The 15403-nt window shown below is 61.1% G+C and carries 14 protein-coding genes; 2 read left to right on the plus strand and 12 right to left on the minus strand.

The features are described from left to right. Positions 1 to 553: 553 nt before the first annotated feature. From msrQ to mrcB, 9 genes are all read right to left on the minus strand, one after another. Positions 554 to 1168 carry a protein-methionine-sulfoxide reductase heme-binding subunit MsrQ gene (gene msrQ / locus ACMGGN_RS18390; RefSeq protein WP_414156170.1) on the minus strand — a complete coding sequence of 205 codons (615 nt, stop codon included), beginning with the start codon at positions 1166 to 1168 and terminating at the stop codon, positions 554 to 556. After that, complete coding sequence (gene msrP / locus ACMGGN_RS18395; protein WP_046788178.1) at positions 1168 to 2181, minus strand: protein-methionine-sulfoxide reductase catalytic subunit MsrP; 1014 nt, start codon at positions 2179 to 2181, stop codon at positions 1168 to 1170. The genes msrQ and msrP overlap by 1 nt, the downstream gene beginning before the upstream one ends. A gap of 76 nt (positions 2182 to 2257) precedes the next feature. Further along, positions 2258 to 3109 carry a CDP-diacylglycerol--serine O-phosphatidyltransferase gene (gene pssA / locus ACMGGN_RS18400; protein WP_012312687.1) on the minus strand — a complete coding sequence of 284 codons (852 nt, stop codon included), beginning with the start codon at positions 3107 to 3109 and terminating at the stop codon, positions 2258 to 2260. Between the two features lie 150 nt (positions 3110 to 3259). Next, positions 3260 to 4276 (minus strand): ketol-acid reductoisomerase, encoded by a 1017-nt coding sequence (ilvC, locus tag ACMGGN_RS18405; RefSeq protein ID WP_012312686.1) that lies wholly within the window; start codon positions 4274 to 4276, stop codon positions 3260 to 3262. Between the two features lie 54 nt (positions 4277 to 4330). Continuing rightward, positions 4331 to 4822 carry an acetolactate synthase small subunit gene (gene ilvN, locus ACMGGN_RS18410; RefSeq protein ID WP_003250040.1) on the minus strand — a complete coding sequence of 164 codons (492 nt, stop codon included), beginning with the start codon at positions 4820 to 4822 and terminating at the stop codon, positions 4331 to 4333. Between the two features lies 1 nt (position 4823). Beyond that, a complete protein-coding gene (locus ACMGGN_RS18415; RefSeq protein ID WP_174142442.1) occupies positions 4824 to 6548 on the minus strand; it encodes an acetolactate synthase 3 large subunit in 1725 nt (574 codons plus the stop codon). A gap of 414 nt (positions 6549 to 6962) precedes the next feature. Further along, positions 6963 to 7289 carry a YqcC family protein gene (locus tag ACMGGN_RS18420; RefSeq protein ID WP_012312684.1) on the minus strand — a complete coding sequence of 109 codons (327 nt, stop codon included), beginning with the start codon at positions 7287 to 7289 and terminating at the stop codon, positions 6963 to 6965. Continuing rightward, positions 7289 to 8077 carry a tetratricopeptide repeat protein gene (locus tag ACMGGN_RS18425; RefSeq protein WP_046788177.1) on the minus strand — a complete coding sequence of 263 codons (789 nt, stop codon included), beginning with the start codon at positions 8075 to 8077 and terminating at the stop codon, positions 7289 to 7291. Before ACMGGN_RS18425 ends, ACMGGN_RS18420 begins: the two co-directional genes overlap by 1 nt. Before the next feature lie 15 nt (positions 8078 to 8092). Then, the gene (mrcB, locus tag ACMGGN_RS18430) at positions 8093 to 10414 is read right to left on the minus strand and encodes a penicillin-binding protein 1B (RefSeq protein ID WP_115273557.1); all 2322 of its coding nucleotides are present in this window, start codon (positions 10412 to 10414) and stop codon (positions 8093 to 8095) included. 117 nt (positions 10415 to 10531) lie between these two features. On the opposite strand from mrcB, the gene ACMGGN_RS18435 reads away from it, so the two are divergent. Together ACMGGN_RS18435 and ACMGGN_RS18440 are read left to right on the plus strand one after the other, a co-directional pair. Beyond that, a complete protein-coding gene (locus ACMGGN_RS18435) occupies positions 10532 to 12094 on the plus strand; it encodes an AAA family ATPase (protein ID WP_119688260.1) in 1563 nt (520 codons plus the stop codon). 177 nt (positions 12095 to 12271) lie between these two features. Continuing rightward, on the plus strand, positions 12272 to 12550 hold the full coding sequence (locus ACMGGN_RS18440; RefSeq protein WP_012312680.1) for a TfoX/Sxy family protein: 279 nt from the start codon (positions 12272 to 12274) through the stop codon (positions 12548 to 12550). Positions 12551 to 12751: 201 nt separating this feature from the next. Here ACMGGN_RS18440 and ACMGGN_RS18445 read toward each other — a convergent pair whose 3' ends face one another. Genes ACMGGN_RS18445 through ACMGGN_RS18455 form a run of 3 tightly spaced genes read right to left on the minus strand, consistent with a single transcriptional unit; the run spans position 12752 to position 15402 of the window. Continuing rightward, positions 12752 to 13639: a ChaN family lipoprotein gene (locus ACMGGN_RS18445; protein ID WP_237859337.1), complete on the minus strand. Its 888-nt coding sequence runs from the start codon at positions 13637 to 13639 to the stop codon at positions 12752 to 12754. Between the two features lie 12 nt (positions 13640 to 13651). Further along, entirely contained in the window at positions 13652 to 14419 is a 768-nt protein-coding gene (locus ACMGGN_RS18450) for a heme ABC transporter ATP-binding protein (RefSeq protein WP_115273554.1), read from the minus strand. After that, on the minus strand, positions 14419 to 15402 hold the full coding sequence (locus ACMGGN_RS18455; protein WP_174142464.1) for a FecCD family ABC transporter permease: 984 nt from the start codon (positions 15400 to 15402) through the stop codon (positions 14419 to 14421). Before ACMGGN_RS18455 ends, ACMGGN_RS18450 begins: the two co-directional genes overlap by 1 nt. Position 15403: the final 1 nt, after the last annotated feature.

Genomic DNA, 15403 nt, shown 5'->3' on the forward strand with positions numbered 1-15403 from the left:
TTGGGTTTTTAAGAAACCCTAAACTTGGCTCAGCAATCTCAAATGACTATGTGATTTCTCGCATGGTCACTTGTGATGCTGATAATCTTTCTGACTATCAGTCCGTACTCACAAGCACCCACACGAATTGCTTGATTCGATTTGTTAAAGAGCGTTTGGTTAAGAGCTTTTCGTCTCAACCGAGGCGCGCATTCTACGCTTTCCTCAGAGCCTGTCAAGCGTTTATTTTGAAGTTTTTTGCGAGAAACTCGTTCAACTTCAAACACTTGGCTCGCTGCGATCTCTCGTAGCGGGAGGCGAATCATACAGCGCTTAGAAGCGCTGTCAACCACCATTTCAACCGCTATCGATCAGACGACCGAAGCACCACCAGCACTACCTGGATTAAGCAACTCTTTGAATTTCAAGGAGTTTCTCGTTCCGACTACGCTGGAAGTGGGGCGCATTATAAGGGGATTCGAACGCCCGTCAAGGCTTAATTTCAAGAAATTGAAATATAGGCGGAAATGGCCCTATCAAGCACAACAGGTGTTCGCCATTGTCCTTTTAGCGCCTAGGAAGCCACCCTTCCCCGCCGCCCCATGATTCGAGGCACTCGCCGCGCCACCCCCGGCACCCGCAGCACCATCAACAAGCCAGCAATGGCCGCGTAGATCGCCCACTCGCGCAGATCGGAGCGCACAATCCACAGGAAGTGCAGCAGGCCCAAACCGAGAATCACATACACAAGCTTGTGCAGTTTCTTCCAGCGCGCGCCCAAGCGCCGCTGACTGTAACGATTGGAAGTCACCGCCAACGCCAGCAAGCCAAGGAAGCCGAGCGCCCCCACAATGATGTACGGCCGCTTGCGCAGCTCGACGGCAAACTGCCCCCAATCCAGCCCCAAGATAAAGAACAGGTAGCAAAAGAGGTGCAGCACGATATAGGCAAAACACCACAACCCCAGTTGCCGACGCACAACGATCCACCCCGACCAGCCTGTCAGCTTCTGCAGCGGCGTCATGCTCAGCGTGATCAAAAGGAAGATCAACGCCCCCAGCCCAAGCCGATCCATAAGGATCTTCCCAGGGTCCGGTCCGAGCAGGTTCATCGCCGCCTCATACAACCACCACAGCGGAAACAGACAACCCACTATAAAGATGGCCAGGCGCAGCCAGGGATAACGCATCAATAGTTCTTCCGCAGGTCGAGGCCAGCGTACAGCGACGCCACTTCATCGGCGTAGCCATTGAACATCTGTGTCTGTCGCACGTTGGGGCTGAACAGCCCACTGGGCAGGCGCCGTTCGCGCGCCTGACTCCAGCGCGGGTGATCGACCTCGGGGTTCACGTTGGCATAGAAACCATATTCATCAGGCGCAAGACTCTCCCAGGTCGTGCGCGGCCGTTCGGCCACCAGGCTGATCCGCACGATCGACTTGATACTCTTGAACCCGTACTTCCACGGCACCACCAGGCGCAGCGGCGCACCGTTCTGGTTGGGCAACTCGCGCCCATACATGCCGACCGCCAGGATGGCCAGCGGGTTCATCGCCTCATCCAGGCGCAAGCCCTCTTCGTACGGCCAATCGATCAACGCGAAGCCCGAACGCTGCCCCGGCATGTGCTGCGGATCCTGCAGGGTCTCGAACCGTACATAACGCGCTTTTGAGGTCGGTTCAACCTGCTTGAGCACTTGCGCCAGGGGAAAGCCCAACCAGGGGATGACCATTGACCAGGCCTCCACGCAGCGTAACCGATAGATACGCTCCTCAAGCGCGTAGGGTTTGACAAAGTCTTCCAGCGCATAACGCCCGGGCTTGCCAACCTCACCATCGACCACCACCGACCAGGGTTCGGTCTTCAGGCTCCCGCCATTGGCGGCGGGGTCGCCTTTATCAGGCCCGAACTCATAGAAGTTGTTGTAATGAGTGGCATCCTTGAAGGGCGTGATCGCCTCGTCTTTTACCGTCACCGCTTGCCAACGCGTGTCAGCCAGCTTGCTGGTGAACCAGGCCGGTGCGTTACCTGCCTCGACATCTGCGTAACGCGATGTTTGGGCCGCGCGCGCCGCAAAGGGCATCGCACCCAGCGCAACGCCGGCCATGGAGCCACCCAACAGGGTACGACGGGAAAGGTAGATGCTTTCGGGAGTGATCTCCGATGCCTTGCAATCGGAAGACCTGGGAAGCTTTATAAGCATGACGGCTCCACAGCACTGGTTAACGGATGTACCAGTAAGACTATGGAGCCGCAGGGTTATTCCATCATTAAATCATTCAGGATTTACGATGGCGGCCTTTGAGCAGGAACTGGATCGGACCAGAAGCGGCGTAGGCAAGGAAAATCAGCAGCAAGATGCGCGGCGGGTCGCTGAATACCACGGCAAACACCAGCACCACCGCCAGGATCGCCACGAACGGCACGCGGCCCTTGAGGTCGAGCTCCTTGAAGCTGTTGTACTTGATGTTGCTGACCATCAACATACCGGCGGCGGCAACCAGCAGTGCCACCAAAAACGACAACTTGGAGCCCTGGATACCATAGTCGCTGAAGGCCCATACGGTACCGGCGACCACACCAGCGGCAGCCGGGCTGGCCAGGCCGATGAAGTAGCGCTTGTCGGCAGTACCAACCTGGGTATTGAAACGCGCCAGGCGCAGCGCGGCACCGGCCACATAGATGAAGGCGACCATCCAGCCGACCTTGCCCATGTCGCCCAGCGCCCAGCCAAAGGCCAGCAGGGCCGGGGCCACGCCGAAGGCGACCATGTCCGACAACGAGTCGTACTCGGCCCCGAAGGCGCTCTGGGTGTTGGTCATGCGGGCGACACGGCCATCGAGGCCGTCGAGCACCATGGCCACGAAGATGGCGATGGCGGCAAATGCAAAGTACTTGCTCGCCTCGCGCGGGTCGCCAGCACTCAGGGCGCTCTGCGCGCTCATCGAGTTGATGATGGAATAGAAACCGGCAAACAGGTTGGCGGTGGTGAAGAGGTTGGGCAACAGATAGATACCGCGATGGCGCACCTTGCGCCCTTCGGCATCATGCCCTTCTTCAACGTGCTCATCGACAGGTAGCAGGCTTTCGGCGTCGGAGGGCTTGTTCGGCTCTTCGGGACGTTCGCTCATGGAGGGTACCTTGCAACAGGATGGAAAATGTTCGACACGGGCCCGCGAAACAGGTTCTGACGGCAGGCCACTGGTCTGCTTTATACCAGAAGCTGAATGCCAGAACGAAAAAACGCGGCCGAAGCCGCGTTTTTCATCATTCGATAAGACTCAGTTCTTGGTCTTGTCGACGATTTTGTTAGCCGAGATCCACGGCATCATCGAACGCAGTTGCTCGCCGATGACTTCGATACCGTGAGCGGCGTTGTTGCGACGCTTGGCGGTCATCGATGGGTAGTTGGTGGCGCCTTCGGAGATGAACATCTTCGCGTACTCGCCGTCCTGGATGCGCTTCAGAGCGTTGCGCATGGCCTTACGGGATTCTTCGTTGATGACTTCCGGACCGGTGACGTACTCACCGTATTCGGCGTTGTTGGAGATCGAGTAGTTCATGTTGGCGATGCCGCCTTCGTACATGAGGTCGACGATCAGCTTCAGCTCGTGCAGGCACTCGAAGTAGGCCATTTCCGGCGCGTAGCCAGCTTCGACCAGGGTTTCGAAACCGGCTTTGACCAGCTCGACGGTACCGCCGCACAGAACGGCCTGCTCACCGAACAGGTCGGTTTCAGTCTCGTCCTTGAAGGTGGTTTCGATGATGCCGGTACGGCCGCCACCAACGCCGGAAGCGTAGGACAGGGCGACGTTCTTGGCGTTGCCGGAGGCGTCCTGGTAGATAGCGATCAGGTCAGGGATACCGCCGCCTTTGACGAACTCGGAACGCACGGTATGGCCCGGGGCCTTCGGCGCGATCATGATTACGTCGAGGTCGGCACGTGGAACGACCTGGTTGTAATGGATCGAGAAACCGTGGGAGAAGGCCAGGGTGGCGCCCTTCTTGATGTTCGGCTCGATTTCGTTCTTGTACAGAGCGCCCTGGAACTCGTCCGGGGTCAGGATCATGACCAGGTCGGCAGCAGCGACGGCGGTGGCAACGTCGGCCACTTTCAGGCCGTGAGCTTCAGCCTTGGCAACGGTAGCCGAACCTTTACGCAGACCGACGGTAACGTCTACACCGGAGTCCTTCAGGTTGCACGCTTGGGCGTGGCCCTGGGAACCGTAACCGATGATGGCGACTTTCTTGCCCTGGATGATGGAAAGGTCGCAGTCTTTATCGTAGAAAACTTTCATGAAATACCCCTGGTTATATCTCGGCCCCTGCGGAGCCATCGCTAATTTTTGAATTCAGATGCTGAGCACTTTGTCGCCACGGGCAATGCCGGTGACGCCACTGCGCACGGTTTCGAGAATCGATGCAGTGCCGATGGCCTGGATGAAGCTGTCCAGTTTGTCGCTGGTACCACTGAGCTGTACGGTGTACACGCTGGCGGTAACATCGACGATCTGGCCACGGAAGATGTCCGTGGTGCGCTTGATCTCGGCACGCTGGGCACCGGTGGCCTTGACCTTGACCAGCATCAGTTCACGCTCGATGTGAGCGCTTTCCGACAGGTCGACAAGCTTGACCACTTCGACCAGCTTGTTGAGGTTCTTGGTGATCTGTTCGATCACTTCGTCATGGCCAACGGTGGTCAGCGTCAGACGCGACAGGGTCGGGTCTTCGGTGGGCGCCACGGTCAGGCTTTCAATGTTGTAGTTGCGCTGGGAGAACAGGCCGACCACGCGGGACAGAGCACCGGGTTCGTTTTCCAGCAGCAGGGAAATGATGTGCCGCATATCAGGTACGCTCCGTCTTGCTCAGCCACATGTCACGCATCGAGCCATCCTTGATCTGCATCGGATAGACGTGCTCGGTACGGTCGACCGCGATGTCGATGAACACCAGGCGGTCCTTCATCGCGAAGGCTTCTTCGAGCTTCGGCTTGAGGTCCTTCAGGCTGGTGATGCGGATACCCACATGGCCATAGGCCTCGGCCAGCTTGATGAAGTCAGGCAGCGACTCGACATAGGAGTGCGAGTGACGGCCGTTGTAGGCCATGTCCTGCCACTGACGGACCATGCCCAGCACGCCGTTGTTCAGGTTGACGATCTTCACCGGCAGGCCGTACTGCATGCAGGTGGACAGCTCCTGGATGTTCATCTGGATGCTGCCTTCGCCAGTCACGCAGGCCACGTCCTGATCCGGGAAATTGAGCTTGATGCCCATGGCTGCCGGGAAACCGAAGCCCATGGTGCCCAGGCCACCGGAGTTGATCCAGCGGTTCGGCTTGTTGAAGCGGTAGTACTGTGCTGCGAACATCTGGTGCTGACCGACGTCGGAGGTGACGAAAGCATCGCCGTTGGTCACTTCGCACAAGGTCTCGATGACGGTCTGCGGCTTGATGACGCTGCCGTCGCCCTTGTTGTAGGGGAACAGGTCGCCATTACCGCGCCACTCGTCGATCTGCTTCCACCAGGCTTCGGCCGCGGCCTTGTCTGGCTGCTCGCCGATTTCCTTGAGGATGCCGAGCATCTCGCTCAGCACGCTGTCGACCGGGCCCACGATCGGCACGTCGGCCTTGATCATCTTGGAGATCGACGCCGGGTCGATGTCGATGTGAATGATCTTGGCATTCGGGCAGAACTTGGCCGGGCCATTGACCACGCGGTCATCGAAGCGCGCGCCGACCGCGAAAATCACATCGGCATTGTGCATGGCCATGTTGGCGGTGTAGCTGCCGTGCATGCCGAGCATGCCGAGGAACTGGCGGTCGGTACCCGGGAAGCCGCCAAGGCCCATCAGGGTATTGGTGACTGGCAGGTTCAGCGACTTGGCAATTTCGGTCAGCGCTTCGGAGCCACCACCGAGAATCACGCCGCCACCGGCATAGACGATCGGACGCTTGGCAGCCAGCAGCATCTCGGCAGCCTTGCGGATCTGGCCGGAGTGGCCACGCACTGCCGGGCTGTAGGAGCGCAGCTTGACCTTCTTCGGATAGACGTATTCGAACTTCTCGGCCGGGTTGGTCATATCTTTTGGAATGTCGACCACGACCGGGCCTGGACGGCCGGATTGCGCCAGATAGAAGGCTTTTTTCAGAACTTCAGGGATCTCGGTAGCGTGTTTGATCATGAAGCTGTGCTTCACGATCGGCCGCGAGATGCCGATCATGTCGGTTTCCTGGAAGGCATCGGTACCCACCATGGTGCTAGGCACCTGGCCGGACAGGATGACCATCGGAATCGAGTCCATGTAAGCGGTGGCAATACCGGTGATGGCATTGGTCGCGCCCGGGCCGGAGGTTACCAGCACCACACCGGCCTTGCCGGTGGCGCGGGCGTAGCCGTCCGCCATATGGGTAGCAGCCTGCTCGTGACGAACCAGGATGTGCTCGACTTCCGGTTCCTTGAACAGGGCGTCGTAAACATGCAGGAGAGCACCACCAGGGTACCCGTAGATGTGCTTAACGCCTTCGTCACGCAAGAAGCGGACGACCATCTCAGCGCCAGATAAAAGCTCCACGTTGTTCACCTCTAAAACGCCAGAATACCGTCCCTAGTGGACGGGTCTTAATAGGTTTACTGCCAAGCAGAGCATGAGCGAACGTCAGCACTGACTGAGCAAGTATTGGGAGCACCCCTGAGTGTTGCGGGGTTATCCCACCCAGCGCGAGGTAACGCGTTGCGGGGTGTAACAGGTCGGCGCGGGTGTGCGCCTCATGATCTGCTTAGCGGGTCTGCTTCTGGCAGTCCCTCTAAAGCGGAAACTGGATTCTTGTGATTTGGCGGCTACAAGTCAAGAAAAATTATTGCCAATTTTTCCTCAAGATGAATTCCTGCCACCACTAAAAACCGACACAGCAGCAGGAAAAATAACTTTTCCACAAAAAAGGGCCACAATCTGCGGCCCCTGAAGGAAAAAGAGAAGAAATCAGGCTCAAGCAGCGATCAATTGATCGAACTCTGCCAGCAGGCGCCGCAACTCACGACTCTGCTCCGGCCGGTCGACGAACACCGTCTCGGCCATCACCAGAATGCTCGAGGCGTTGGGCAGCGGTTGACCAAGCTCGATGATGATCTTCATGCGCGGCAGGAATATCCACTGCAGCCACTGCTCGAAGCTCATGCTATCGACCGCAAAAGGCACTGTGCTGGCCAGCGCCTCATCGCTTGGCGGCTCGTCAGCCCACCAGCCCTGCACGATCAACTCACGCTCGATGAGCAGCAGGTGGTCGGCGATGTCCAGAATGCGCTGCTCGATCATCAGGAGTTGACCCGCGCTTTTTGCCGGGCCAGCGCGGCGCCGGCGCTGTCACCCTGCTTCTCACGGGCCTGGGCGATGGTGTTCCACAGCTCGGCCTGAAGGTCAGGGCGACCATTGGCATAGGTCAGGGCACGGCGCGCCAATTGCTCGGCCTGCGCCGCATCGCCCTGGGACAGGCGCACCTGCGCCAGACGGAACAGTACCTGCGGCTCACGCGGGGCGATGCGCTGGGCGCGCTCCAGGCTCGAGGCCGCACCGTTGAAGTCGCCACTGCCCTGTTGCGACTGGGCGGTGGTCAACAATGCCAGCACCGGGCCATCGAGCTGCTCGTCAGCCGACAGCCCCCCGGATGCCGCACTGCTGCGCGGAATGCCGGTTGGCGCGCTGGCAGCGGCCGGGGCACTGTTCATCGACGCGATGTCGAACGGTTCGTCGGCGATCGGGTTGGGGTTGGTCGTCATCGGTGCAGATGTGCCGGGGCCAGTGGTAATCGGCGTGGTGCTGATCGGGGCCACGCCATTGCCTGCCGGGAACGTCTGGATGCCCGTGGCACCGGCACCTTGCGGAATCATCACGGTCACGCCGGAGTCCTCAGGCAGGGTCTGCGCCTGCGAGGTGCCATTGCTGATGCCGGCCGCCGAGCGGTTGGCCGTCACGCGTTCACTGTTGGACACCCGTGTGCTCGAGTCCACAACCGGGATGTTGCCACGCTGAACGCTGGAACAGCCCTGCAGCACCACCAGTGCCGTCACGGCAGGAAACCACCACTTTTTCACTTCACACCTCATCAATGCTGCCAGGGCTTAATTCATCCAGCCTTTGACCCAGTCCATGACCGATTCTGCCGGATTCTGCTCGCCGCCACAGATCGCGCCGGCGGGCGGTTCGCTCCCGCGAATATACGGCATCTGCACCGCCCCCGGACAGCTTGCGTCGGAACCCTGCCCACTGTAGGGGTCGATCCAGGCCTGTACCACGTTGTCCGGTTGCGGCATGTCCAGCGGTAGCGGGTCAGCCTTCTTCATGAAGCTGGTCCACACCTGCAGTGCGCCAGTAGCCCCGGTGAACGGCGTCTTGCCGTTATCGTCACGGCCCATCCACACCACCGCCAGCAGGTCCTGGCTGAAGCCTGAGAACCAGCTGTCACGCGAGTCGTTACTGGTACCGGTCTTGCCCGCCAGGGTCAGCGACCTGGGCAGCACGTTGTACACGGAGCGGCCGGTACCTTCGCGCATCACCCGCTGCATCGCGTTCTGTACCAGGTAGATGGAGCCCGGATCGAAGGTCTGCTGGATCTGGAACGGGTAACGCTTGAGCGGCTCACCTTCGGCGGTGAGCACACTGCGGATGCCGCGCATCGGCGTATTGAAACCGCCATTGGCGATGGTCTGGTACATGGTCGCCACCTGCATCGGCGACATGCCACCGGCCCCCAGCAGCATTGCCGGGAACGCTGGCCAGTCGACATTGACCCCGAGCCGGCCGATGGTCTTGATGACGTTGGGCACCCCCACTTCCAGGCCGATCTTGGCGGTCGACAGGTTGTAGGAGTTGGCCAGCCCCTGGTACAGGTAAATGGTGCCATGCGGGCGGCGGTCATAGTTTTGCGGGCGCCACACCTGGCCATTGGCGCCCTTGACCGAAAACGCCTCGTCCTGCACCCAGCTGGTCAGGGTGTACTTGCTCGGCTGCTCCAGCGCGGTCAGGTACACCGCCGGCTTGACCAGCGAGCCAATCGGCCGCACGGCATCGATGGCACGGTTGAAGCCGGCGAATCCGGCCTGACGACTGCCGATAAGGGCCTGCACCTCACCGGTTTCCGGGTTGGTCACGACCATCGCCGATTCGACCTCGTCAGCGCCTTTGCGCCCCGACAGACGCTTGAAGGTCTCATTCATCGAGGTTTCGGCCTTCATCTGCAGAATCGGGTCGAAACTGGTGAAGATGCGCAGGCCCTCTTCAGTCAAGTCTTCGTCGCGATAGTCCTGGCGCAGCTGGCGCTTGACCAGGTCGAGGAAGGCCGGGAACGAACTGTCGGCCAGGCTGCCTCGTTTGGTCACGCCCAGCGGCATCTTCTTCGCCGCATCGACCGCTTCCTGGCTCGCAACGCCCTGCTCGGCCACAAGGTCCAGGACCAGGTTACGCCGCGCCAGAGCCCGCTCGGGGTGGCGACGCGGGTTGTAGTAGGACGGCCCTTTGACCATACCCACCAACAGGGCGATCTGGTGCAACTTGAGCTCCGACAGCGGTTGGCTGAAGAAGAACTGGCTGGCCAGGCCAAAGCCATGCACGGCGCGCTGGCCATCTTGGCCGACGAACACCTCGTTGAGGTAGGCCTCGAGAATTTCGCGCTTGTCGTAGTGCATCTCCAGCAGTACGGCCATCATCGCTTCGGTCAGCTTGCGGCTGAGGGTGCGCTCGCTGGTCAGGTAGAAGTTCTTCACCAACTGCTGGGTCAGGGTACTGCCACCTTGGCGCATGGAACCGGAGGAGGTGTTGATCCACATTGCGCGTGCGATGGACTTTGGCGACACGCCGAAGTGGCTGTAGAAGTCTCGGTCTTCGGTTGCCACCAGGGTTTCGAGCAAGTACGGCGGCACCTGATCGATCTTGATCAGGATGCGGTCCTCGAGGTTCTTCGGGTAGATACCCCCGATCATCAACGGCTCGAGGCGCACCACATCCAGCTTGCCATTGTTGGCGCCGGACAGCCCGGCAACGTAGTCGCCGGAGAAGCGCACACGCACGAACTGCGCGGGCTCCATACCCTCGTAGAACTGGAAGCCGCGGGTGTTGAGGTCGACGGTGTTACCGTTGACAGCCGCAGCGCCCGGGCCATTGGCCGCGCTTTCACGCCGGTAGCCGAGAGCATCGAGTTCGGTGAGGAAGTCGTTCTTGCTCAGCTTCTGGCCGACGAACAGCTCCAGCGGCCGGGCGTACACCTTGGCAGGGATGGTCCAGCGCTTGCCGGAGAACTTCTCCTGGACGACAGCATCGAGGTAAACCGCGAAGCCGGCAACGATCACCAGGCCAACCAGGCTGAGCTTCAACGCCCAGCCCAGCCAGGCGCGCGAGCGGCCGGTCGGGCGTTTCTTAGGAGTACGGGAATTTCGGGTTCGAGTCATGGCGGCGGATTATACGCACTTTGTAAAGGCTGGGCAGGCGCCCTCTGGCGGTATGCAGGGGCGGCACCATTGACCATAATGGCGCCTTCGAATTCCCTGCCCCCGGAAGGATTTCCCGTGAGCCAAGCCTTGATCAAAGCGTTGCAGAACCCTGCCCTCTACCCTCACCCCGTGGACGGGTTCCAACTCATCGAGACGCATATCTCCTGGGTCCTGCTCACTGGCGAATACGCCTACAAGATCAAGAAGCCGATGAATTTCGGCTTCCTCGACTTCACCGGGCTTGATCAGCGCCAGCATTTCTGTAACGAAGAGTTGCGCCTGAACCAGCGCCTGACCGACGGCCTGTACCTGGAAGTGCTGCCGATCACTGGCAGCGCCGAAGCCCCGCAGCTCGGCGGTGAAGGTGCGGCGATCGAGTACGCGCTGAAAATGCGCCAGTTCCCGCAGGGGCAGATGCTCAACACCCTGCAGGCCAACGGTGAACTCAATGCCGGGCACATCGACCAAATGGCCCGGCAGATCGCCGAATTCCACCTGCAAACTCCGAAAGTGCCCGCCGAGCAGCCATATGGCTCACCTGAAAGCGTCATGGCCCCGGTCGAGCAGAACTTCGAGCAGATCCGCCCATTCCTCAGTGACAAGGCCGACCTGCAGCAGCTGGACAACCTGCAGGCCTGGGCGCGCAGCAGTTTCGAACGCCTTGAAGGCCTGTTCGCGGCGCGCAAGGCCAATGGGTTCACCCGCGAATGCCATGGCGACATTCATTTGGGTAACGCCACCGTGATCGATGGCAAGGTGGTGATCTTCGACTGCATCGAGTTCAATGAACCGTTCCGCATGACCGACGTCTGGGCCGACACCGGTTTCCTCGCCATGGACCTGGAAGACCGCGGCCTCAAATGCCTGGCGCGGCGCTTCGTCAGCCAGTACCTGGAGCTGACCGGCGACTATGAAGGCCTGGAAGTGTTGAACTTCTACAAGGCCTACCGCGCCCTGGTCCGCGCCAAGATCGCCCTGTTCAGCATGCCGGCCAATGCCGATGGCGTGCAGCGCGCCACCAGCCTGCGCACCTACCGCAACTACGCCAACCTGGCTGAAAGCTACAGCGCCATCCCTTCGCGCCTGCTGGCCATCACCCACGGCGTCTCGGCCGTGGGCAAGAGCCACGTCGCCATGCGCCTGGTCGAAGCCTTGGGCGCCGTGCGCGTGCGTTCCGATGTGGAGCGCAAGCGCCTGTTCGGTGAACAGCAGAAAGCCGAAGCAGGCCAACTGCAAGCCGGCATCTACGACAACGATGCCAGCACCGCCACCTACCAGCGCCTGCACCAGCTTGCCGCGACCATCCTGCGCGCAGGCTTCCCGGTAGTGCTCGATGCCACTTACCTCAAGCACGAACACCGCAAGGCCGCAGCCGAGGTCGCGAGCGATACCGGCGTGCCACTGCTGATCCTCGATTGCCAGGCACCGGAGGCGGTCATCGCCAGTTGGCTGGCGCAGCGCCTGGCCCAGAATAGCGACCCGTCGGACGCCACCCTGGAAGTGGTCAAGGCACAGCAGGCCAGCCGTGAGCCATTGGATGACGTTGAACTGCAGCAGAGCACACGTGTTGATACTCAGGATGCCAGCAGCATGGACCAGGTGATCGACCAGGTCCGTCAGCGTTTGCCCGGTCTTTGATTCAACGCAATTCGGGCCGGCAATTGGCCGGCCCGCATTCCTGCACCCACCGCAAACAGGGCATCTCGTCGCCCCCGATGGCAAAAGGCCGCGCATTTTCCAACCCCCGCTACACTCCTCTCTGACCTGCTCGCGATTTATCCCCTAATACCCGTTCAGCCATCGCAAGGAGGCTCGATGAACGATGAATTGCAGCATCTGAAGAATCTTGGAAAGACCTCCGCGCAGTGGTTGCATGCGGCCGGTATCCACAGTGCATCGGATTTGCGTCGACTCGGCGCGGTAGGTGCGTACCAGGCCGTGAAAACCCGAGGATTCCGGGCGTCGAAGGTGTTGCTGTACGCCATTGAAGGCGCGCTGCTGGACATGCACTGGAACGATTTGCCGGCCGAGCGCAAGCAAGCGCTCAATCAACAACTGGATGCGAAATGCCCTGCGCAAAAAAATGCAAAATAAACATCAGATGGGGATTGACTCGATAATGAGAATCGTTATGATTATCACAACTGGTCGCGAGACTGGTTGGATAAGCTGAAAGCCCCTGGTTCGGACTCTCAGATTATCTCCTCATCAGGCTAATCACGGTTATTGACCCGGCATTTTTGCCGGGTCTTTTTTTTGCTTGTCACTGCATTGTCAGCGCCCGCGCTTCCCCGTCTACCTACGCAACCGTGCGCAATAGTCCTGCTCCGGCATCGCAGCCGTATACCACACAAAGTCTGCCATCCCCGCCTCGACCTGCTGACCGACCTCGGCCAGCAGCAGCACTTTGCTCTGCCCCTCGGCCCCCAGGTCGGCAAGGTGCAGCGGCACGCCCAGGTCCTTGCGTGCGTGGAATGCACCGGCGAACAACAAGGCCGGCTGCGGCGCTGCCAGCAGCCGCTCGGCAATGCGCCGGTCACGTTGTTGCTGAACGGCCAGCATGGCCGGCAACTGGCTCTCGGGGAGCAAATTACAGTGCCCGGCCCTCACCTGCTCGAGCAATGCCGCCTTTACTGACGGGGCATTGGACTGCGCCCCCGGCACCGCCGCCGCCTGCCGGTAGGCTTGGCGCATTTCGCCAGGCGACAGGTTGGCGGCCAGAAGGGGAATATGGTTACCCAGTGCTTCACGTACGATCGGCCCGTACAGCTGCCAGTCCCAGCCCTCCTGCCACGCCAGGGCGTTGGGCAGGTCCTGCGGCAACCGGGCCTGGCCTTCAACCGCATCGACCCGTGACTGCTGCTGCGGTTGCAGCATTTCCAGAAGCAGGCTGCCCTGGGCACGCCGGGCCTGCATGGCGCGGATCAACCAAAGTTGCAAGGCGTGATGGTCGGCATTGTCATGCTTTTCGCCTACCAGCACTCGCGGTACGCCAGCCAGTTGCTCGACCAGCTGTTCCGGGCTGATGACCTTGCCACTGGCCAGGTCGTGGATTTGCCCCAGTTCTGCGCTGTCACGCCCCTCGCTACTCTGCCAGGCGGGTAACGGCGGCAAGCTGGCCTGGCAGCCACCCAACGCCAGCAACAAGCCCAGCAACGCGCCAGACAGTAAGGAATGATGCATCGGCAACGCCTCCTAGCGGGTGATGATCAGCGGATGCCCCCGTTCCGGATGGGCCTGCACCAATACGTCAATGCCGAACACGGCCTTGAGCGCCCTGGGCGTCAATACCTCCTGCGGCGACGCCAGAGCATGGGCACGGCCGCCTTCGAGCAACAGGATACGATCACAGTAGCGCGCCGCCAGGTTCAGGTCATGCAGGATCACCAATACCGCTGCGCCGCGATCGGCAAAACTGCGCACGGCTTGCAAGGTGGTGTGCTGGTGCAAGGGGTCGAGCATCGAGGTCGGCTCGTCAAGCAGCAGCGTAGTCCCCTGCTCACCCGGCCAAAGCTGAGCCAGGACACGGGCCAGATGCACCCGTTGCCGCTCTCCGCCCGACAAAGCCAGGTAACTGCGCCCCAGCAGGTGCCAGGCATCCGCCGCGCGCAGGGCCGCCTCAACGATCTCAGCGTCACGCACCTGGCCGCTGTCATGCGGCATTCGTCCCATGCCCACCACTTCCTCGACCCTGAACGCAAAGCCCAGGCTGGACACCTGCGGCAACACCGCCAGGCGCCTGGCCCGCGCCTGCCCAGGCCAATCGGCCAACGGCCGGCCCAGCAGCGTCACGCTTCCTTGGCCGGGCGACAGCTCGCCACACAGCACGCCCAGCAGGCTGCTCTTGCCTGCACCATTCGGCCCGAGCACGCCCATGACCTGGCCCGGGTGCAATTGCAGGTGGAGGTCTTGCAGTACTTCATTCCCACCACGACGCAGGTACAGGCCCTCGACTTGCAACATCAGCTGCGCCCTCTGATCAGCAGAACCAGGAAAAACGGCGCACCGATAAATGCCGTGACAATACCGATAGGCAACTCGGCCGGCGCCAACGCCAACCGCGCCACCAGGTCGGCGAGCAGCATCAGCACGCCGCCGGCCAACAACGAGGCGGGCAACACCACGCGGTGATCAGGCCCGGCCAGCAAGCGCACCAGGTGCGGTACCACCAGGCCGATGAAGCCGATAAGCCCCGCCGCCGCAACGGCCGCTCCCACACCCAAGGCCGTGCAGAACACCAACTCGCGCTTGAGCCGCTCCACCTCGATCCCCAGGTGCCGCGCCTCGGACTCGCCCAGCAGCAAGGCATTGAGCGCCCGCGCCCGGCGCGGCAACCACAGCGCGACGCCTGCGGCAACGATCAGCAACGGCCACAGCCGGTCGTAGCTGGCACCATTGAGACTGCCCAGGTTCCAGAAGGTCAGCGTGCGCAGGGTGGCATCGTCGGCCAGGTAGGAAAACAGGCCAACCGCCGCGCCCCCCAGCGCAGTCATGGCTACACCGGCCAGCAACATTGTGGCCACATTGGTCTGCCCGTCGCGCCGCCCAAGGCGATAGACCAGCGCGGTGACCCCGAGGCCGCCGGCAAAGGCGCACAGTGACAATAAGTAAGGTGCGAAAGCCTCAGGCATGCCGCCAAACCAACTACCGCCAACGATAGCCACTGCGGCGCCCATTGCGGCACCGGCGGAGACACCCACAAGCCCAGGGTCGGCCAGCGGATTGCGGAACAACCCCTGCATGGCCACACCGCACAGCGCCAGCACCGCCCCCACTGCCAAACCCAGCAGTGTGCGTGGCAGGCGAATCTGGCCCAGGATCATTTCGGCCTGCTGCAGGCCTTCGCCATCGATGCGCAGCCCCGATAACCGCAGGCCCGCGCGCAAGGTATCGAACAGCGGCAAGCTCACAGGGCCCAACGCGAGGGACAGCCATACCGCCAACAGG

Source organism: Pseudomonas sp. BNK-30, from assembly GCF_047456185.1.
Taxonomy (GTDB): Bacteria; Pseudomonadota; Gammaproteobacteria; order Pseudomonadales; family Pseudomonadaceae; genus Aquipseudomonas; species Aquipseudomonas putida_E.